Genomic DNA, 20,407 nt, shown 5'->3' with positions numbered 1-20,407 from the left:
CACAACGCAGGCACTATGCGACGGGGGGGATGATGCCAGTGCAGTGGACGATTGGCTCGGTCGCTCGCGCAACAATGGACCTCCTCCTGCCCGCGGATTGTCCGGGATGCGGGCACCCCACGGTGCCGGGAGAACCGTCGGGGCTGTGCATTCGGTGCGAGCGCCTGTGCCAGCAGGATCCTCCCTTCTTCACGACGCCACGCCTGGACCCCGGTATCCCCATCGTGGTGAGCGGGTCGTACGGAGGCGTGCACCGCCAGGTGCTCTTGGGCGCGAAGGAACGCGGCCGACGCGATGCTCGTGACGTGTGTGGTGCGCTGATGGTGGGCACATTCCGGTGGCTGTGGGCTAACGGGTACCTGCCCGATCCTCACGTGGTGCCGTGGGTACTTATTCCTGCACCGACGACCCGTCGTGCGTCGCGCCAACGCGGAGGCGACCTCGTGACGCGATGGTGCCAGGACACCGCCCAGGGAATATGCGGCGATATCACCGTCGCCCCCGTGTTGCGGAGCAGAGGAACTAAGCGAGACCAAGTAGGGCTCTCCGCCGCCGCGCGGAGGGAGAATCTGTCCGGTGCAGTCGCCGTCGACAAGCGTGAGTGGGAGCGGCACACCAGGAATACGCGGGCAAACATGGGGCAGATGGGTACTCATTCGCCCCAGGTGATCCTCGTCGATGATGTGGTCACAACCGGATCGACATGCGCGGAATCGGTCCTCGTCCTTCGCGCGCACGGGTGGCATCCGGTGACGGGGGTAGCGTTGTGTAGCGCGTAGCCCACTAAACCCCCTTGATAATGTCCGTTTAGTGCTCCTCAAGGCCGTGATTGTGGGTACCCCCACCCCCGAACCTGAGTTCGTCCAGGTAGTCTTGAAAGTGTCCTTGAAGGCAACCATTGGGTTGCCGTGGAACCGGCGCCATACACAGTGCCGCAGGAAAAGAGCTGGATAGAAGCCCTATAAGGCTATTGCGATTCAGTCCGTGCGACACTGGCGCCCCTAGTGTTGGAGGTAGAGCTCGTGACCACACCTGCTGAGAAAGATGAGGCTGTCACACCACAAGCCCAGGTACACCTCACTGGCCGTAACGTTGACATTCCCGATCACTTCGCCGATAGGGTTAACGCGAAATTGGCCAAAATTGAACGCCTGGATCCTACGTTGACCTCCTTCCACGTCGAGCTGCTGCATGAACCTAACCCGCGCCGCGCTGACCGTGCTGATCGCATTCAGATCACGGCGTCTGGCAAAGGTCATATCGCTCGGGCGGAAGCAAAGGAAGATAGCTTCTATGCGGCATTGGAAAGCGCAATTGGCCGCATGGAACGTAGCCTCCGGAAGGTGAAAGTGCGCCGGCAGATTAGCCGTTCCGGCCACCGCACACCGATCTCCGTGGGCGAGGCGACGGCCCAACTGGTGCAAGACGCCAAGGATGAGCAGAAGACAGAGCAGCCTGGCAAGTACGACGTTGATCCCTACGCAGCGGACTTCGAGCCGGGCAAGATTGTTCGTCGCAAGACTCACCCGTCGACACCGATTAGTGTCGACGAAGCACTCAGCGAGATGGAATTGGTTGGGCACGACTTCTTCCTGTTCGTGAATAAGGAAAACAACAAGCCGTCGGTTGTGTACCGTCGTCACGCTTTTGACTACGGTCTGATTACCCTCGGCTCTGAGGAAGAGGCTGCGGCAGAATCTGCCGGCGCAGACAAGTAACGCCTCTGCGTAGCGGAAACGCTGCACGGCGGTAGCATTATTGCTGTACAGACTGCTGTGCAGCGTTGGCAAAGCGCTTATTCCGGCTCCCACGTGGGGCCGGTTTTCTCATGTCTGGCCACAGTTAAGGTGGCCGATACGTCGGGATAAGTCGCCAGAAAAATTGGCGTGGTTCACCCGTTAGTGGTCAACACCGTATACTGCCAACCGAGTAGACTGCCCGTGTTATCTATGCTCACCTGGTGGGGCATACACTCGCTGGTAGCATTATCCATCCATAATCGACAGTTGTTAAAGGACCATTCCCTGTGCTTGGACTCTCCTCGATCCTCCGTGTTGGCGAAGGACGCGCCGTCAAAAGGCTGAAAAACATCTCAGACCGCGTCATCGCCCTTGAAGATGATTATGCAGCGTTGAGTGACGCGGAATTGGCCGCGAAGACCGATGAATTCAAACAGCGCCTGAAGGATGGCGAAACGGTCAACGACCTGCTCTTGGAGGCCTTCGCCACCGCTCGTGAAGCGTCATGGCGAGTTTTGGGACAAAAGCACTTCCCCGTGCAAGTGATGGGCGCTGCCTCCTTACACTTCGGTTCCGTTGCCGAGATGAAAACCGGTGAAGGTAAGACCTTGACCTGCGTGCTTCCCGCATACCTCAATGCCCTGGAGGGTAAAGGCGCGCACGTCGTGACGGTGAATGACTATTTGGCCAAACGTGACTCGGAGTGGATGGGCCGTGTTCACCGTTTCTTAGGTCTTAAAGTTGATGTCATTCTTTCCGGCATGACCCCGGAGGAACGCCGCCAGGCCTACAATGCGGACATTACCTATGGCACGAACAACGAGTTCGGCTTCGACTACCTGCGTGACAATATGGCCCACTCCTTGGATGAGTTGGTGCAGCGTGGTCACCATTACGCCATTGTCGATGAGGTTGACTCCATTCTTATCGACGAAGCACGTACCCCGCTGATTATTTCCGGTCCCGCGGAGGGAACGTCGGAGTGGTACACGGCTTTCGCACGGATTGTGCCCCGGATGAGTCGCGATATTCACTACGAAGTGGACGAGCGTAAGCGGACCGTCGGCATTCGTGAGGAAGGTGTCGAGTTGGTCGAGGATCAGCTGGGCATCGATAACTTGTACGCACCACAGAATTCGCAATTAGTTGGGTATTTGAACAACGCAATTAAGGCGAAGGAGCTTTTTGTTCGCGATAAGGACTACATTGTCCGCAATGGCGAGGTCCTTATTGTCGACGAGTTCACCGGCCGTGTGTTGTCAGGTCGCCGCTATAACGAAGGTATGCACCAGGCCATTGAGGCCAAAGAAGGTGTAGAGATCCAGGCAGAAAACCAGACCTTGGCGACGATTACGCTGCAGAATTACTTCCGCTTGTACGACAAACTGGCCGGCATGACCGGTACCGCGGAGACGGAGGCGTCTGAGCTGCACCAGATCTACAAGCTCGACGTGAACCAGATTCCGACCAACCGGCCGAACCAGCGTATCGACAAGAGCGACCTGGTGTACAAGACGCAGGAAGCGAAGTTCCGCGCTGTGGCCGACGACATCGAAGAGCGCGTGCAGAAGGGGCAGCCGGTGCTGGTCGGTACGACGTCGGTTGAGCGCTCCGAGTACTTGTCGCATCTGCTGCAGTCGAAGGGTGTGCGGCACAGCGTGCTGAACGCGAAGCACCACGAGGAAGAAGCGCAAGTTGTGGCGCAGGCCGGTCGCTTGGGCGCGGTCACCGTCGCTACGAACATGGCTGGCCGTGGTACGGACATCGTGCTCGGTGGTAACCCGGACATTATCGCGGATATTAACCTGCGTCAGCGTCGGCTCGATCCGGTGGAGACCCCCGAAGAGTACGAGCAGGCGTGGGATGAGGAGATCGCCCGCGTTCGCGATGCTTCGAAGAAGGAAGCGAAAGAGGTCTGCGAAGCCGGTGGCCTCTACGTGCTAGGCACGGAGCGTCACGAGTCCCGGCGTATTGATAACCAGTTGCGTGGTCGTTGTGCACGGCAGGGTGACCCTGGTGAAACGCGGTTCTACCTGTCGATGCGCGACGAACTGATGACGCGCTTCGTCGGGCCGTCGATGGAAGCCATGATGAACCGCCTCAACGTGCCGGACGATGTCCCGATTGAGGCGAAGATGGTGACCAACGCCATCAAGAGTGCGCAGACGCAGGTCGAAAGTCAGAACTTCGAGATGCGCAAGAACGTCTTGAAGTACGACGAAGTCATGAACTCCCAGCGTAAAGTCATCTACGCAGAGCGTCGTCAGATTCTCGAGGGCCTAGACTTGCGCGACCAAGTTCGCGCCATGATCGACGACACCATTTCCGCGTACGTCTATGCGGAGACCGCCGACGGGTACGTCGAGGATTGGGACCTGGGTGCATTGTGGAACGCCCTGGAGAGCCTCTATGGGCCGACGATGAGCTGGCAGTCCCTCATCGATTCGTCGGAATACGGTCCGGCCGGGGAGCTTCCTGTCGAGGATCTGCGTCGGGCATTAATTGATGACGCGTTGGCCCAGTACGAGGACCTTGAGAAGGTCGTTGAGGCCATCGGTGGCGACGAGCAGATGCGTAACCTGGAGCGCTACACCCTGTTGAACGTCGTGGACCAGAAGTGGCGCGAACACCTCTACGAGATGGATTACCTCAAAGAAGGTATTGGCTTGCGCGCGATGGCTCAGCGCGATCCCCTCGTGGAGTACCAGCGCGAGGGTGGCGACATGTTCCGCAAGATGGAGGACGGCATTAAGGAAGAGGCCGTCCGGCAGCTGTTCATGGTTCGCCAGCAGATCGAAGCCAACAAGATGCAGCAAAATGCCGACGTTAATGGGGACGGTGAAGTCGATGCGACGGACTTCGCGGGTGAGCGCCAGGAAGTGCAGATGAGCTACTCTGGGCCGGATGAGACCGGTTCAGCGTCGGCAGTGAACGAGGGCGATGCGGAGGCTCAGCCGAAGAACCGCCGTGAGCGTCGCGCGGCTGCTCGGGCCCAGCGCAAGAGCGGACGCCACGCTCGGTAGTCACATGAACCGGAGCGTCGTTATTCGGTAGGACGTCCGGGTTTTCGCCGCTTTGCCAGCCAGTATTCGCACCCGTCCTGGCTGGTGTGACCGGGGGAGTCGTGCGTGCCACGTTCCGCAGAATTCAACGAAGCGGGGGCGTTCTCCTTCGGCCTCATTCATCGAGCAGTGAACCATGATGAGCCGCCCAGCCACGATGGGTGCGTGGGGGCTACTGCTCAGTCGGAACAGCGTCGTGAGCGATTGCCGAACAACGGGGGCGAAATCGTCGGGGGATAATTTGGATGGTGGCCGGTGGCCGCTCGCGGTCTCTAGCGCGATGGTGACGAGTCTTCGGATGACGGCCGTGGGGGTTGCCATCGGAATCGATGAGTAATCGTTTTCGGATGGCGTCGGGCTGAGTAGAGCAGGTTGTGTCGGGGGATTTTTACTGAATTCGGTGGTGTCCGCGTACCCGCTGGTGTGGTTGCCGTTGTCCAGGGTCGTGTGACTAGTGACGTGATGCAACAAGGTGAATCCGGGGATGGGTTTTAGCCAGTCCGGTTCAGTGAAACGTCGGGCGGGAGAAGGGACTATGACATTTGATCGGGTTGCTATCGCTTCTTCCGTTGCTGAGTTCATGGTGGTTGCGGTGCTCATAGTTGGTTTGACGTAAAAATGCGCACATGGTTCCCTCCGGCGCCGTATAAGCCGTGCCCGGCCACATCGCCAGGCCAGATCACCGCTGCCACAGCTATATATGCCACGCCCACACTGAGACAGGGCATCGAACCCGAAGTTCGGTTACGATAGTGCGACATGAGAGGTTTGATTGTGGATTATTGTGGCGTTTTAGACGTGTCCGAGGAGGACGCGGACCGGTGGCGCGCCCTGCTCCAAGCAGCAAAAGCAAATGGCGTGGCCACCGCTATTTTGTCGAATGATCCCGGCGGACCCCAAGCAGATCCCATCCGCGAGTGGGAGCGCTCTGGCACCGTCGACGCCGTCGTTCTGTCCGGCGAAGTTGGGGCGGATAAGCCGTCGGAGGAAGTATTCCAGGCAGCCGCCGACGCCATCGAACTCCCACTGAACGATTGTGTTCTGGTGGATGATTCGATCGAAAATGTCAAGGGGGCTGTGGAATCCGGCATGGTCGGAGTGCTCTACCAGCAGTTTGATCGCACGGTTGTGCAGGTAACCGGCTTGTTCGGTCTGGATGGTGACTTCTAGGTTGGCAACAATGCGGATTTACGTGCCGGCCACGTTCAGTACGTTGCAGGAGCTGGCGGAGAACAAATCTATGCCGGTGCGTAGCGGTGTAGCCTTTGCCGTCACCCCGGCATTGCGCGAGTACTTCACTTCGGGTGACGACGAAGAGCTGGGCTACCAGGCGTTTTTAGACGCAGGCCGGGCCTCGTTGCGCTTGTTATCGGTTGGGGATGAGGACCGCTTTCCTCACCGCCGGGTCATCCTCACTTTTGAGGTGGAGGAGTCCACAGTGACTCCGGACCCGACGGCGGGCGAATCAACAGTCCGGCTGGATCCACCGACTTTATCTGCCGACGATCTGGCGTCCATTCATATCGACGTCAAACAGGCTGAAGAAGACACCGCGCAGGCGTTGCGCGTCATTGATGAAGCCGACCTGGGCGACGACGATGCGGAGCATCTCCTGGCTAACTGCGAGGATCACGATCTCGCGTGGTACGACCCTCAGGAGTTGCCGATGGTGGTCCAGCTTTTGTAGAACTTGCCGACGGAGAGTGCTCGCCCTGATCTTGGGTGCTGTCCTCCGTCACCTTTTCAACCCGATGCCACCCCGGCTCTGTGGTGTGAGTGCTTCGTGAAGGCCGTGCAGCCTTTTGCGACCGCATATCGTCGGCAAACGGACCATGCTGAGCAGTAGCGACGCCGGCCTTGTTCGGTGTGACAGTGCGCCGGAAGAGCCAATTCTGGCCCTTCTGTGTCGCGCGGACAGCGAGTGCTGCAGCAATGACAGCGACGAACATTGCGAGGTAACCGTCAGCACCCTGATTGGTGAACTCGACGGCTGCGACCAGCCCAAATAGCGGCGCGGCCATCGTCGTCGAGAGGAATGCGGCCGCGCCTAACAATGCGCACGCGCGCGGGTCGACGCTGGGGAACATCCATTGTCCCGCGTAACCCAACACGCACCCGAGTAACGCGCCCAAGGCGAAGGACGGCGTCAAGATTCCGCCGACCGCGCCCGCCCAGAAGCTTGCGCAGGTCACCGCCAGGCGGATGACGAACACCGCGATGGCCCCGCCGAGTGTCACCCGTGCAGTGAGCGCAAGGTTGGCGGAGTACGCACCATTCCCGCTGGATCCCAGGAAAAAGAGGGACAGAACCCCGACGATCGCCATCACGCCGGTCAGGGCCAGCCACTGCCAGCGCGCCGACACGGGCCGCGCGGATGCCCGATGAGCCAGGCGCGCAAAGTAGTCGCCGGCAAGGCCGGCTATCGCGCCGACGACAACAGCGCAGAGCAAGGTCAGTGCGCTCTCGTTTAACTGTGCTGCGTTATAGGTGACTCGCGGTGCGCCCAGGAGCCCCGAGACCGTCGTTGCGACCACCGAGCAGGTCATCGTCGTCACGACTGCTCGCACGGAGGCGGACACCAGGAGCAGCTCGATGGTGAACAACGCACCGGCCAGGGGTAAGTGGAATGACGCCGCCATGCCTGCCCCGGCTGCGGACGCAACGAGGAGCCGGAGGGTCCGTCGGTCTACCTCCCACAGCCGAGAGAACGCGGAGGCGATGAGTGCCCCGATCTGACGAGGAGCCTGCTCGCGGCCGATGGGAACGCCTGCAGACACGCTGATGATCTGTAGTAATGAGCTAGAGAGCGTGGAGCCGACGGGCATCGTGGTGCCCTGCATGGCCTGGGGGATAGAGACGCGCCGGGTGGATCGCCAATGCAACACGGCCCACCCCACCCCGGAGATGAATCCGACGGCCACGAGGTGAATGAGCAGATTGATAGTGGGGCCGAGCGAATCGAGGGGAGATATCTCGTGTTGATGGTCGGAGCCGTACACCAACCGCTCGGTGAACAAGATCAGTTGGGCCACCCCGGCGATGAACGCTCCCACGATAATCCCAATGATCGTGGCGTAGACGGCGACGAGCCCGATGGGGGACCGTGACACGCTGGAGGTGGGCACAGGCGGGAATTGCGAGATGTCATCATCGCCGGCCGACGCGATGGAGTACGACCGCAAGCGGGTACGGAGGGGGTGTTCGCACGATGAATCGGTGGCGCGCGTGTTTCTCTGTTGCCAGTTGTTCACCACCCTGCGCCACCACATGAAAATAGGTTAAGGGTTTACTGGCGTGTCAAGAAAGAATAGGTGCCTGCCCCGCGCATTTTTACTCAATGTGGGGTAGATCTCAGGGGCAGACTTGCGACGATCACCGCGACGGCGACGGCAGGGATGCTGGAGAGCCCTTGCCCCGTGAATTCCACGGTGATGAGGAGGGCGAAGAGGGGAGCGCGTTGCGCGGTGGCTAGGAAGGCTGCCCCTCCGAGGACCGCGCACGCGAGGATTGGTGTTCCGTGGACATTTTCAGTGAGGACGGTGGTCGTGCTTCCTGTATTTCCGACGGCGCCCATGACCCCTGCGAGAGCAACGCCCGCTAATGCCCCCGCCATCACGCCGATAGAGAAGCTTGGGGTCAGGATTCCGCCGAATGCTCCGCTAGCGAGGCTGATGAGCGTGACGAGGATGTTGAGCGCACACAACAACGCAAGAGCTTTCCACCCTATCGAGGCGTCGAACGCGGATACCGCCGCGTATTTTCCGTTGCCGGCAAGAGCGGGAAGGCTCATTGCAGCGATACCGACAAGCGCGAACCCGACGGGCATGCGATACAGCACGTGGGCGTCGTGGGTGGCCCAGTGTTGACACCACCGAGCAAGGCGACGGAACGCGCTGCCCAAAGGGCCGATGATTACGCCCACGACGATGGCGAACAGCAGGGTTGTCCATGAACAGGTCACGTGAGGTGCGCTGTATTGCAAGCCGGTGGGCTCGATAAAAGCAGATATAACAGTCGCGATGACGCAGGTCGCGCTCACGATGACGAGTTTGTGAAGGCGGATTCCCACCCCGCACAACTCGATGGCGAACGCGATACCCGCTAAGGGAACGTGATAGGCGGCGGCAAGCCCCGCACCCGCGGCCGACGCAATAAGCAGTCGCCGGAGTTCGGGAGACATATGTGCCCACGCGGCAACGCGGTCGGCCCATAATGCACCAGCGACGCGCGGTGCGTTCTCCCGGCCCACGGACGCGCCGGTGCCCACCTGCGCTACCTGGAGGGCAACGTTTGCGCTGGTCTCGGGGATCGGTGATGGCTGTCCATCGAGCGATTGTGGCACTGATGGTTGCGGGCGCCCCCAGCGTTGTAGCGCCCACCACGCAATACTTCCGACGACACCCGACGCGATGTACACGGTCAGAATTCGGCCGGGGGAGGTGGCGTCGGTAGGAATGGGAGCAGTGGATTCGTCGGCACCGAAAGAGAGCTTCTCGACGGCCAGGAAAAGGATGGTCAAAAGTGCTGCGGATACTCCGGTGAGCGCAGCGACCCCGGCAACGCACAGACTGAGGACGGCGAGGCGGTGACTACGAGTCATCCCGATTGAGGTCCCACTCGTCGTTGGATCGCAGGGCTTCTAAGACGGAGCGAATCGCGTGGACGCGCCGGGCGGTGGCGCCGGTGGCGGTATCGAGCGCGCACTCGGGGTCTGCGGGCGGCCCCATGTGGGTGCATCCTCGCGGGCAGTCGGTGATGAGCTCGGCGAGGTCCTCGAACGCGGCGATGACCGTATCGGGATCGACGTGGGCCAGGCCGAAGGAGCGAATCCCTGGGGTGTCGATGATCCATCCGGCATCGCTTGGTTCGTCCGCCGTGGCGTGCGCGGTGTCACGCGGTGGTTCGTCGTGCGGTGGTTCGTCGTTCGGTGGTTCGCCGTCCGAGGTATCTGGCGAAGTGTTGTCCTCGAGCGAAGCGCCCGTCGGCAAGCGGAGGGCCACCGATTGCGTCGACGTGTGTTTTCCCTTGCCGATGCCGGAAACTTCCCCGGTCGCTCGGTCAGCATCCGGCACGAGGCGGTTGACCAGGGTCGATTTGCCGACACCCGAGTGCCCGATGAGTGCCGTGACATGCCCGCGCGTCAGGCGTCGGACGTCGGTAATGTCGTCCTCTTGTCCAGCGATGACGATGCGGATGTCGAGATCCTCGAATTCGTGCGCGAAGGGCGCGGGATCGGTGAGGTCGCTCTTGGTGAGGCACAGGATGGGGGAGATACCACCGGCGAAAGCGGCCACGAGGGCACGCTCCACGAACCCCGCCCGGGGCGGCGGATCCGCGACGGACGAGACAATGAGCAGCTGATCGGCATTGGCGACGACGATGCGTTCGTAGGGGTCGTTATCGTCCGCAGTGCGCCGGAGGATGGAGCGCCGATCCGCCAGTTTCACGATCCGCGCGAGCGTCCCTGGGTTCCCCGACGTGTCGCCGACCACGCCCACACGGTCACCGACAACGATGGCGGTTCGGCCGAGTTCGCGGGCACGCATGCACACGACGGTGCGAGCGTCGTCGGGCTTGTCGTCCAGGACAACTCCCCACCGCCCGCGATCTTTGGTGATGACCATGCCCCACTGCGCATTCTTGTGGGAGGGGCGGTCTTTCGTGCGGGGCCGGGAGCCTTTACCTGGGCGAATGTGGACATCGCTTTCATCCCAGTCGCGTGAGGGGCGTCGTCGTGCGCTCATTCATGGCCGCCTTCTGCAGAATTCGTGGCTGTCAGCCATATTCGTGCAAAATCGGGGAAGGTTTTCGAAGTAGTCTCAATATTTTCGACGCGCACCCCGGCCACGGCCAAACCGATGACGGCGCCGGCTGTGGCCATGCGGTGATCGTCGTAGGTGGGCCAGGTGTCGCCGTGAAGTGGGGCTGGGGTGATGATGAGGCCGTCGTCGGTTTCCTCGACTTGGCCCCCGAGTGCGTTGATGTTGGTGGCCAGGGCGTGAAGGCGGTCGGTTTCGTGTCCGCGGAGGTGAGCGATCCCGTACAGGTGGGAGGGGGTGTCCGTGAGGGCAGCGAGGGCCGCGATGGTGGGGGTGAGCTCGCCGATGTCGTGGAGGTCCATCGTGATTCCGGTCAGTCCGGTGCCGGATGAGCGGTGGTCTGTGGGCGCATCAGGACCAGTGACGACGAGGTCGTGGCTGACGAGGTCGCAATGAGCCCCCATGTTCTCCAAGATGGTGCGGAATTGGTCTCCCGGTTGAGTTGTTTTGGTGGGCCAGTTCGGGATGACGACGCGCCCTCCCGTGACTGCCGCGGCGGCCATAAATGGGGTGGCGTTGGACAGGTCGGGCTCGATAACCCACCGGTTCGGCTGAATCTCCCCAGGCGCAACCTGCCACGTGTGAGGTTCCGGCATCGTGACGTCAATACCCGCGTCCCGCAGCATGTCGATGGTCATCTCGATGTGCGGTTGCGAGGGGAGCGTGGCCCCTGTGTGCGTCACCGTAATCCCGTGAGTGAAGCGTGCCGCCGAGAGCAGTAGGCCCGATATAAATTGCGAGCTTGACGACGCATCAATGCGTATAGCTCTCCCGCGTGGTCCCTCAGTAGTGCCGACGTGTGCCGCATTTGGATTCTCGGTCGACGAGTGCGCATCCGACGACGCCGACGCCCCCTCAATCCGCAGCGGAAGCGAATCGCCTTCGACGGTGACGCCTAATTGACGCAGCGCGTCGGCCATGGTTTTTAGCGGGCGTTTGCGCGCGTGCGGGTCGCCGTCGATAAGAACTGGCCCGTCGGCAAGAGCCGCGACGGGAGGTAGGAAGCGCATGACCGTTCCAGCTAGTCCGCAGTCGACGGTTGCTCCGTGCAGTTGAGGCGTCGGCGTGACGAGGAGGGAAAGAGATGCCGGTGGTGTTCGTCGGCAATTATTGTCTGTTGCCGACGAGTCCGACGACGAGCCTGACGACGAATCGCTCTCTTCAATACTGACACCCATGGCTCGCAGTGCGGCGATCATGAGGTCCGTGTCCCGGCTGCGCAGCGCACCTGTAATGGTGGATGGGTCCGACGCCAACGCCGCGAGAATGAGCGCCCGGTTCGTCATGGATTTGGAGCCGGGGATGGTCACGGTGGCGGTGACAGGGCGTGGGGGAGTGGGGGCTTCCCACAGTGGGATGTCGGGTGACTGCGCTTTCACGGTTGTCATTGTTGCATTATCGGCGGGGGACTGCATAGAAGGGCGTCATGGCGGGGGTTGGCACAAATCTAGTGGCCTTCGAGTATGTCGGCGGTCGTGGCGTCGGTGAGTGAAATGAGGTCTTGCGGGGAGAGGCCGATATCGAGGCCTCGTTTGCCCCCAGAGACGTACATGGTGTCGCAAAGGAGGGCGGTTTCGTCGATAATGGTAGGAAGGCGATGCTTCTGGCCGAGCGGAGAGATCCCGCCCGTGATATATCCGCTGCTGTGCTCTGCGTCCTTGGGCTTCGCCATGCTGGCTTTCCCGTGCCCGAATCCGCGTTCCTTCAAAGCGACGGCGGCGTGTTTGAGAGACAGCCTCCCCGTGACGGGGACAACCGCTACCGCCAGGTCGGGCTTGGGCTCTTTCCTGGCAGCAAGGTCGATGAGCAGGGTTTTGAAAATCTGGTCTGCTTCGATTCCTTCGCTCGCCAGCATCTCAGCAGCTTCTTCGCCGTAATTGGTGGTGTGATGGTCGAATTCCCGAACCTCATGATCGACGCCGACATCTGCACACACTTGTAGCGCGGGAGTTGCGGCTCGGCCTGTTTTCTTCCCTGACGCTGCTTTCCCATGACCCTTCTTGCCACTCATGGCTGCTATTTGTACACCGTCACCGAAAGTAAATACACGGTGGGGGCATGTCGATTACGATCATGTCGGTTACGATTAAGAACGATGACTGCGAATGTTGCGACTGTTTTGTGCCGATCGATGTCGGGAACTCGGCTGGTGATTGGGAATAACCAATCGCGCCGTCCCGCTGGCAACTACGTTGCGTTCCGACGCGGCTCGTTCGCGAGTCTAAGCACAGAAGAGAGTCTTCAAGGTGCACGTCGTGAGGAGGTTCTCTGTGGCTAATCAAGCCGATTTTGAAGAGCAAGCAATGCCTCTGTTGGACCAGCTCTATGCGGGTGCGCTGCGGATGACACGAAATCCACCGGACGCTGAAGACCTTGTTCAAGAAACGTATATGAAGGCGTATCGCAATTTCGGGTCCTTTAAAGAAGGCACGAATTTGAAGGCCTGGATGTACCGCATTATGACGAATGCGTACATCAATGATTACCGCAAGGCCCAGCGCCGGCCGACGGAATCGCCGACTGATGAGATCACCGATTGGCAATTGGCTGCCAACGCCGAGCATGACTCGACGGGGCTGGAGTCGACCGAGGTTGAAGCATTAAAGAACATTCCCGACGAGCGTATCCGCGATGCTCTCATGGATCTTCCCGAGGATAATCGGATGGTTGTTTACTATGCCGATGTTGAGGGGATGCCGTATAAGGAGATCGCTCATGTGATGGGTACTCCGGTGGGAACGGTGATGAGCCGCCTTCACCGCGGAAGAAAAAAGCTGCGGGAAGCGTTAAAAGAAGTGGCCTCGGAACGTGGCATAGGCGGCGTCCAACCTGCTGGATCTTCTGAAGGTAGTTCTTGATTCAGGATGGACTGTGTACCTGAGGTGCCTAACACTACGGGTGATGGCCGCGAGTACGCCACGAGTACGTATACATAATTAAACCCGAAATAAGTACCGTCACATGTATGAAAGGAACGACCCCCATGACTCATCACTGCGGGAATGAACCCAAGGATGAGGAGCCTGGCGCGTCAGACTCCTCAGCATCTGCCGGTGGGTATGCGCTCGATAGCTGTTGTCACGACATTATCGACGAGCTGAATGATCTTCTGGACGAGCCATGTAATCCGGAGCGGCGTGAGGCATTAATGGAAAGGGTGAATAGTTGCCCGGAGTATTTTGAGGCCTACGGGATTGAACAAACCGTCCGTAGCCTTCTTCGCCGCAGCTGCTCAGAGCCTGCGTCACGCGAGTTGCGCGCCCGGATTCACGTGGCGATCACGGAGCAAATTCGTTTCGAGTGAGTGGGGTATCCTGTCTCCGCCACCGGCTGCGTAGACGATGTTCATGAGACGAAAAAGGGTGAACCCGATGATGGGTTCACCCTTTTTATTATGAATTGCGTAAGCTATTCGGCAGCTCCACCAGGGACTTTATGCGCTGGGGCGCTTGCCGTGGTTAGCCTTCTTCTTGCGACGGTCCTTGCGTTTGCGTCCACGTTTGCTCATCGCGGCTCTCCTTTACTTGATTGGGGGGCAGTGCACGTGCAGTGCACGTCGTCTTTTTAGGGGCCGGGCCACGCGCGGGCGGTCACGACGCCATAGGAAGGTGATTTTATCGAATGGCCATTGTGATAGCTAACGCGGTCTAGTCCCGGGTTTCAGTTATGTGTCGCGGATCGCCTGGTGAGTTGACGGGTTTTTGGGCCGCGTCGCGAAGTGAATGAGCTTTAGACCGTAGCGCGACGACGCGAGTTGTTGCGGTTGCGGCGGCGCTTCAGAGTGCGTCGCTCGTCTTCGCTCATACCACCCCAGACACCGGCGTCCTGGCCGGTTTCGATGGCCCAGGCGAGGCACTGCGAGGATACTGGGCAACGGTTGCAAACAACTTTCGCACGAGCGATTTGTGCCAGTGCGGGGCCGGAGTTTCCGACGGGGAAGAAAAGCTCGGGGTCTTCGTCACGACAAACGGCTTTGTGGCGCCAATCCATGAAATTCTCCTTGTTACGTGTGGTGGGGGCGGAAGGTACTATGTCCGGTTATCGCTAACTCGGCCGATGCTTCGGCCGGCAGGCACGCCAAAAGCAGCCATGGCCATGGCGTCGAATGCGGATTAGGTGAGGGGTACCGGGAAAATCCGGGATCTAGTCCTCGAAGCAGCACCTTCGTCAGCAGAAACGTGTGTCTCGCTGATGTGCGTACTTGGAAACTATGGCACGGCTTGGCCAGCATTTCTAGGGTTCGGGGGTAAATTGTGTTAAAAGTCACAGGAACTAGTTTTGACAGTGAGTCGTCAGCCTCTAGCATTATTTGGATTATTTGTAATAGCTTCCTTAAGGATAAAAAGCGACAGAGTGTCACCTTAAAAGCGCTGGATATTCAGGTGAATATCACGGAAATAAAAGGTAAACATAGGGTAGCTGAGGGGTGGAACGACTTTATATGCCCATGTTTCACACTCGCGTTCCGCCTGAGTTAGCCGCGGTATGTCAGCCGGCCTGATTGACGACGGTCAACCCGCGTCTGGGGCGTCGTCTGGGCCGAGGTTGCTACAGTGAGCGTGTGTCTAGTTCCCGTAAGAAGCGTTCCGTCAATCGTGGTGTGCGACGGAAATCTGACCAGCGGCCGTCGCCAGAACAATCCCGCAAAGATGCACAGGCGGCACACGACCAACATAAGGATGCCCGGGAGGCAGAATTTACGCTCCCGTCGACCGTGAAGTGGGCAGGTTACGTCGGTCTAATAGAAGGTGCTGTGGGGCTGGTCGCCGCCATTGTGATGGTCATTCAAACCGCCCGGGGAAAAGGCGATGGCGATGCGAAAGTTGAGGGAGTGTTGGCCAGCTGGGGCAATGGTTATGGAACGGCGTTATGGTTCGTCATCATTTTCGGCGCTGTTGCTGCGGCCGGATGGGCGTTGACGCGTGGTAAGCGGTGGGGGCGCGCTCCGGTGGCAATGCTGAATATGCTTCTTCTGCCGGTGGCCTGGTATATGCTCTCCTCATCCCGCCCGGACCTGGGTATTCCCACCCTTCTTGTGTCCTTGGTCGGCCTCGGGCTTATCTTTAACCCCGCCGCCGTGTCCTGGGCGGCATCACGTTACGGTCAATAGCCGGCCACCAGCCTGCATTAATCCGCGTTCTCGGAACGATATCCCACCAGGGCGTTACCCTGCCGTTCCACAATAGTTTTGCCTGCCACGCGCAAACTCACGGCGTCGGCAATGGCTGTGGAGTCATCCCCACCGGTAGACACGGCATCACCCCTGGAAGCCCTATTGACTGGGATAGTTTTACCCGCCTCGCCCTTCTTAGTATCGACGACGCTAACGCCTCCCTTAACAGGTACTAGAAGGTGATTATCGCCGACGACATCGCCAGTTCCTAACGCATCGGCAACAACAAACTGAACGGAAAGGTCCTCGGGGTCGAAGGCGTAAAGACGCTCTCCATCCCACCAGAACATGTTGTGAGGGCCATCGTTAATAGCGGGTTCGAAGGTGTTCTGGGGTTCTCCCTTGCCAGCGGCATCCGCGTTAGCACGCTTGTGGGCTTTGATTAGGGGGGATGGTTCGACAACCTGGGATGAGGTCACATGGCCTTTCTTATCAACGACGTCAATTCGGGGCGTAGGTGCGTCCACGTACACGGCCGCTTTGCTTTCACTAATGGCAACAATCTGCGCGGTGTCGGCACCTAGGTTGTACGACTTAATCATTTCAGGCTTGCGGGAATCATCCGGCACAGCTTTCATCAGCCGGAGCATAGCGTGGCCCTCGGTGTCTTTGTCGTCGGGACAATTTTCGACGACGGCGAGTAAGTCAGATCGGGTTAGTGCGGAACGGATAGTGCAGCGGGGGAAAGGCTGCATATCAGGTTCGGCTTGGTCATCGACATCGCCGAATTCAACTGTGCGCACGAGATCATTACGCCACAGTTCCATCCGGGTAGGTGTGACGACACCGACGTTATCGTTGGAACGCACCATTGAGATGGGGCCCGAGTTCGCCGACTCCCGGCTATGCGAGTATTCACCAGTCGCGTCGTCGAGAGAGCTGACTTCACCACAGCCCCCAGGACCTTTGAAGACGGGGATAATTTGAGAGAATGATGCCGTTATCCCGCAAAGGTTTTGGTTGCGGGTGTATGACCACCGGACCGATCCTGTGGCTGGGTCCAGGCCTTCCACTTTTTTCTCTTCTGTTGCCACAACTGTCGGGCCGCTGACAACAGGGCCTTCAGGGGCGGGGCCGGAAATCTCGTGGGTCCACGTTCGGTGTAGTTGGGCGGGGACACTAGTGAGCTGGTCTTCAGCTTGGGGTGCGCTGTCCGCGGTGGAGAGGTGAGAATGACGGGCCTCAGATGTCACCCACACTCCGAGGAGCCACACGACCACAATGAGCGTGATTACAGCTACTGCGATCCGGTCAGTGCGCGTAGAACGTTCCGCCGGAACCCGGGGCCTGAAACTCTTCATAAACTGTGACCTTACGTGTGATGTCAGCGCCACTCTCATTGGGCTTCACTGTTGCTTACGACAGTGCTTACAACGTTTCATTGTCGAGCACGGCGGGGTGAATCGTTATTAACGACGTTGCGACCGGGAGTGGGAATGCGAACGGGATCCGGACCGTGAACGACGCGATCGCGACTCAGACCGTCGGTGGGGATCGCCTTGACGCCGGTTATCACGACGCGGGCGAGAGGCTCGCTTCGCGCTCTTCCTCTGCGGGCTCAGCGCCTTTGCGCCGCCATAGACCGGCCGGGATTCTCCGACACGTTCGTTAACGTCATCGGGAATGTCTAAAGCCTCACGCAACTCAGGTGACGTCGAAAACCACTCATCCAGTTCGCCGATGTTGAGGTCGAGTTCGTCATCGATGACTTTCCACTTGGTGACCTCATCCCAACCGACCAGGGTCACCGCTGTTCCGGTGTGCCCCGCGCGGCCAGTTCTGCCGATACGGTGCACATAGGTCATCGCGTCGTCCGGCACTTGATAGTTGATGACGTGGGTAACGTCGTCCACGTCGATGCCACGAGCTGCAACATCCGTCGCGACGAGAATTTCAATCTTCTTGCTGCGGAAGGCGTTAAGGGATTTTTCCCGCGCAGGCTGAGCCATATCGCCATGGACCGCGCCGACGAGGAAACCACGCTGGGCGAGGTCATCGGCAACATCAGCGGCGGAGCGCTTGGTGCGCGTGAAAATGATGGTTCGGCCTCGATTATGCGCCTGCAAAATTGCGGACAAGGTGGCCAGCTTGTTGAGCTTATGATTCTTAAACGCCACTTGCTTCGTGGTCGTGTGCGTCGTCGAATCATCCGTACCCTCAGCGCGGATATGCACAGGCTTATTCATAAAAGTCCTGGCCAAGGCCATGATTGGCGCTGGCATTGTCGCCGAGAACAAGATCGTTTGGCGCTTCTCAGGAACCTGTTGAAGGATTTTCTCGATATCGGGAAGGAAACCGAGGTCAAGCATTTCGTCGGCTTCGTCGAGTACCAGAACAGCGACGTGGGAGAGGTTGAGCTCACGGTTCTTGCACAAATCCAGCAGTCGACCCGGTGTGCCGACGATGCAGTCTGTTCCCTCGCGGAGCTGGGCGATCTGCTTCTCAAAGGGATGGCCGCCACAGATCGTGGTCACGCGCAGTGAACGATGCTCCTCATTGAAATTGGCCAGATGCCTCGCGGCCAGAGTGAGGTCATCGGCAACCTGGTAGGCCAGCTCGCGGGTGGGGGCGACGACTAATGCTCTAGGCGTTCCGTCCAGCTCGGGGATGGCCGCGTCGTCAAAAATGCGATCAAGCAGTGGCACCCCGTATGCCAGCGTTTTCCCCATCCCGGTTCGCGCTTGTCCGATGAGGTCTTTACCGTCGAGGGCCAGAGGTAGAGTGAGCTCCTGGATAGCAAATGTGTGCGTGATACCGTGTTCGGCCAGCGCGTCGACGATTTCTGCCGCCACGCCGAGTTCCTCAAACGTCGGTGTTCCGGATTGCTCTGTTCCCGATTGCGCTGTTCCCCAGCGTGCGATGTCAATGGGCTGTGGTGTGGTGTTGGAAGCGGCTGCATTAACATTCGCGGTCACGTTATTGGGGTCGGGCGCGTCCTTGGGAGCGAAGGTGGCCGCGGGAGTGGTATTGTTCGTCCCTTGATTAGGTGATGTCGTCCGAGGCGCTGCCGAGCGTGATGAACGCCGGACAGCTCTCCGCCGTCGCGATGATGTACGTGTTTGCTGCGAACGCCGCTTGTCCGTCATGGTGGTTATCCTATCGTGGTGCCTACAATGGCCGGTGCTGGGCTGGTGAGGCGTGTTCGCATCTGCCAAAAATAGCCGTTATGGTGCTGTCCTGATCAGGTCATAGGTGCCATAGAGAAAACCCTGACGTTGATGATAAGGATTGATGATGGAAATCAAGATTGGTTTTACAGATAACCCCCGTGAACTGGTCATTAATGCCAAGGGGAAAAAAGAAGAAATCACCAACAAAATTAACGACGCCTTGTCCAAGCCGACGGATACCAGCGCTGTGTTGAGCATCGATGATGCCAAAGGACATACCCATTTGATTCGCCGTGCCGCCATTGCCTACGTAGAAATCGGCACAGAGTCCGCCCGCCCCGTCGGCTTCGCGTAAACAACGTACCCGCTGTTTTACTATTCGCCCGCTGGCTTCGCGTTTCCGCCCCACGAGGTATCCCCTAAAGAGTCATTATCGAATGAGCCACAACAACGACGTGCACCGTGATCGCGCTAGTGCCGGTCGCGCTAACAACTCTGCTATCGACCCCGACGGCCCTGCGCCGATGATCCGTACACCTTTGAGGAAGAAACGCCGGCCGGGGAGAGCCACCCCTGCGGAATCCACACCAATCTTGCTCGCCCGTCGATGGGGCTGGGGCGCGCTAGTTATTCCTGTTGTCGCGGTACTTGTCTTGTGGTTGATTGTTGCTGCCATGACAGGGGTAGGGAACCCATTTCGCGCGTCGACATTGCAAGATTCTCCCTTTAGCCAGGGTGATGGTGATGGGGCACAAGGCGATGGCCCCCATGGGCTGGGTGATAATCCGGTTCCGTCCTCGCCAGAGGTAGAAAAAGGCCTGCAGAAGGAGTTGCCTAAAGGTGGCCCGTACACCGAGGCTGGTGAGGGGACGTACCGTGCGATCGGTAAACCTGGGATGAAGGTCGGCGAGGGTAAAACCAAACGTGTGAAATTTGTTATCGAGGCTGAAAATGGGCTCGATACCAATAGTTACGGTGGGGACGACGCGATCTCGACGATGATAGATAGCACACTTTCCGATCCTCGGAGCTGGACACACGATAAGAATATCGCGTTTGAACACATCGATATCGATGATCCGACACAGTCGCCCGATCTGCGCATCCAGATTTCCAGTCCGGAAACAGCCCGCCAGGCATGTGGGGATAGCATCAAAATAGAAACAAGTTGTTTTACCGCGGCAGGTAATCGTGTTGTTCTCAATGAGGCCCGGTGGGTTCGTGGCTCTGGGGCTTTTAATGGGGATCTTGGTTCATATCGCGAATACATGATCAACCACGAGGTCGGGCACGGAATCGGCTACGCTCACCACAAAGCATGTGAAGACGATGGCGGTTTAGCGCCTATCATGATGCAGCAGACACTGGGGTTGGCTAATAACCCATTGCATAAGCTTGATAAAGAATCCGCCCAGGTGTACCCCGAGGACAATAAAGTCTGTAAATACAATGCATGGCCGTACCCGCAAGCGTCGAAATCGTAGTGCGTAAGGGACAGAACGTA

The 20,407-nt window shown here is 59.1% G+C and carries 20 protein-coding genes; 10 read left to right on the top strand and 10 right to left on the bottom strand.

Annotated elements, in window-relative coordinates; translation table 11 throughout:
* Positions 1–38: 38 nt before the first annotated feature.
* From CKROP_RS07435 to secA, 3 genes are all read left to right on the top strand, one after another.
* Positions 39–779, top strand: coding sequence for a ComF family protein (locus tag CKROP_RS07435; RefSeq protein ID WP_052292397.1), 741 nt, complete (start codon positions 39–41; stop codon positions 777–779).
* A gap of 243 nt (positions 780–1,022) precedes the next feature.
* Entirely contained in the window at positions 1,023–1,718 is a 696-nt protein-coding gene (hpf, locus tag CKROP_RS07430) for a ribosome hibernation-promoting factor, HPF/YfiA family (protein ID WP_012732117.1), read from the top strand.
* A gap of 308 nt (positions 1,719–2,026) precedes the next feature.
* Positions 2,027–4,762, top strand: a complete 2,736-nt coding sequence (gene secA, locus CKROP_RS07425; protein ID WP_012732116.1) for a preprotein translocase subunit SecA — start codon at positions 2,027–2,029, stop codon at positions 4,760–4,762.
* Here the strand turns inward: secA and CKROP_RS07420 are convergent, their stop codons facing one another.
* A complete protein-coding gene (locus CKROP_RS07420) occupies positions 4,763–5,383 on the bottom strand; it encodes a hypothetical protein (protein WP_148209665.1) in 621 nt (206 codons plus the stop codon).
* Between the two features lie 177 nt (positions 5,384–5,560).
* Between CKROP_RS07420 and CKROP_RS07415 the strand changes: the two genes are divergently transcribed.
* Both CKROP_RS07415 and CKROP_RS07410 read left to right on the top strand, forming a co-directional pair.
* Positions 5,561–5,971 (top strand): HAD family hydrolase, encoded by a 411-nt coding sequence (locus CKROP_RS07415; RefSeq protein ID WP_041628875.1) that lies wholly within the window; start codon positions 5,561–5,563, stop codon positions 5,969–5,971.
* Positions 5,972–5,981: 10 nt separating this feature from the next.
* Entirely contained in the window at positions 5,982–6,488 is a 507-nt protein-coding gene (locus tag CKROP_RS07410) for a DUF6912 family protein (protein WP_012732112.1), read from the top strand.
* Here the strand turns inward: CKROP_RS07410 and CKROP_RS07405 are convergent.
* The 5 genes from CKROP_RS07405 to CKROP_RS07385 form a co-directional block, all read right to left on the bottom strand.
* On the bottom strand, positions 6,418–8,070 hold the full coding sequence (locus tag CKROP_RS07405) for a chloride channel protein (RefSeq protein WP_081429434.1): 1,653 nt from the start codon (positions 8,068–8,070) through the stop codon (positions 6,418–6,420). The genes CKROP_RS07410 and CKROP_RS07405 overlap by 71 nt on opposite strands.
* 65 nt (positions 8,071–8,135) lie before the next feature.
* Positions 8,136–9,401: a chloride channel protein gene (locus CKROP_RS07400; RefSeq protein ID WP_012732110.1), complete on the bottom strand. Its 1,266-nt coding sequence runs from the start codon at positions 9,399–9,401 to the stop codon at positions 8,136–8,138.
* Positions 9,391–10,545: a ribosome small subunit-dependent GTPase A gene (rsgA, locus tag CKROP_RS07395; RefSeq protein ID WP_012732109.1), complete on the bottom strand. Its 1,155-nt coding sequence runs from the start codon at positions 10,543–10,545 to the stop codon at positions 9,391–9,393. The genes CKROP_RS07400 and rsgA overlap by 11 nt, the downstream gene beginning before the upstream one ends.
* Positions 10,542–12,008 carry a 3-phosphoshikimate 1-carboxyvinyltransferase gene (locus CKROP_RS07390; protein ID WP_041629488.1) on the bottom strand — a complete coding sequence of 489 codons (1,467 nt, stop codon included), beginning with the start codon at positions 12,006–12,008 and terminating at the stop codon, positions 10,542–10,544. Before CKROP_RS07390 ends, rsgA begins: the two co-directional genes overlap by 4 nt.
* 59 nt (positions 12,009–12,067) lie before the next feature.
* Complete coding sequence (locus CKROP_RS07385; protein WP_012732107.1) at positions 12,068–12,631, bottom strand: aminoacyl-tRNA deacylase; 564 nt, start codon at positions 12,629–12,631, stop codon at positions 12,068–12,070.
* A gap of 259 nt (positions 12,632–12,890) precedes the next feature.
* On the opposite strand from CKROP_RS07385, the gene CKROP_RS07380 reads away from it, so the two are divergent.
* Together CKROP_RS07380 and CKROP_RS07375 are read left to right on the top strand one after the other, a co-directional pair.
* Entirely contained in the window at positions 12,891–13,478 is a 588-nt protein-coding gene (locus tag CKROP_RS07380; protein ID WP_272867014.1) for a sigma-70 family RNA polymerase sigma factor, read from the top strand.
* A 125-nt stretch (positions 13,479–13,603) separates the two neighbouring features.
* Positions 13,604–13,924 carry a mycothiol system anti-sigma-R factor gene (locus tag CKROP_RS07375; RefSeq protein ID WP_052292395.1) on the top strand — a complete coding sequence of 107 codons (321 nt, stop codon included), beginning with the start codon at positions 13,604–13,606 and terminating at the stop codon, positions 13,922–13,924.
* Between the two features lie 129 nt (positions 13,925–14,053).
* On the opposite strand, the gene CKROP_RS11920 is transcribed toward CKROP_RS07375, so the two are convergent.
* Together CKROP_RS11920 and CKROP_RS07370 are read right to left on the bottom strand one after the other, a co-directional pair.
* On the bottom strand, positions 14,054–14,128 hold the full coding sequence (locus CKROP_RS11920; RefSeq protein WP_012732104.1) for a 50S ribosomal protein bL37: 75 nt from the start codon (positions 14,126–14,128) through the stop codon (positions 14,054–14,056).
* Between the two features lie 221 nt (positions 14,129–14,349).
* Positions 14,350–14,610, bottom strand: a complete 261-nt coding sequence (locus CKROP_RS07370) for a WhiB family transcriptional regulator (RefSeq protein WP_012732103.1) — start codon at positions 14,608–14,610, stop codon at positions 14,350–14,352.
* Between the two features lie 571 nt (positions 14,611–15,181).
* On the opposite strand from CKROP_RS07370, the gene CKROP_RS07365 reads away from it, so the two are divergent.
* Entirely contained in the window at positions 15,182–15,730 is a 549-nt protein-coding gene (locus CKROP_RS07365; RefSeq protein ID WP_012732102.1) for a hypothetical protein, read from the top strand.
* 17 nt (positions 15,731–15,747) lie between these two features.
* On the opposite strand, the gene CKROP_RS07360 is transcribed toward CKROP_RS07365, so the two are convergent.
* Entirely contained in the window at positions 15,748–17,094 is a 1,347-nt protein-coding gene (locus tag CKROP_RS07360; RefSeq protein ID WP_012732101.1) for an Rv3212 family protein, read from the bottom strand.
* A 108-nt stretch (positions 17,095–17,202) separates the two neighbouring features.
* The gene (locus tag CKROP_RS07355) at positions 17,203–18,879 is read right to left on the bottom strand and encodes a DEAD/DEAH box helicase (protein WP_012732100.1); all 1,677 of its coding nucleotides are present in this window, start codon (positions 18,877–18,879) and stop codon (positions 17,203–17,205) included.
* A gap of 145 nt (positions 18,880–19,024) precedes the next feature.
* On the opposite strand from CKROP_RS07355, the gene CKROP_RS07350 reads away from it, so the two are divergent.
* Together CKROP_RS07350 and CKROP_RS07345 are read left to right on the top strand one after the other, a co-directional pair.
* Entirely contained in the window at positions 19,025–19,258 is a 234-nt protein-coding gene (locus CKROP_RS07350) for a DUF3107 domain-containing protein (protein WP_237698407.1), read from the top strand.
* A gap of 82 nt (positions 19,259–19,340) precedes the next feature.
* Entirely contained in the window at positions 19,341–20,387 is a 1,047-nt protein-coding gene (locus CKROP_RS07345; RefSeq protein ID WP_012732098.1) for a DUF3152 domain-containing protein, read from the top strand.
* Positions 20,388–20,407 lie beyond the last annotated feature (20 nt).

The organism is Corynebacterium kroppenstedtii DSM 44385 (genome assembly GCF_000023145.1).
In the GTDB taxonomy this organism is placed as follows: domain Bacteria; phylum Actinomycetota; class Actinomycetes; order Mycobacteriales; family Mycobacteriaceae; genus Corynebacterium; species Corynebacterium kroppenstedtii.
The sequence above is the reverse complement of the archived record's forward strand: the minus strand, read 5'-3'. Positions and strand labels throughout refer to the sequence as shown.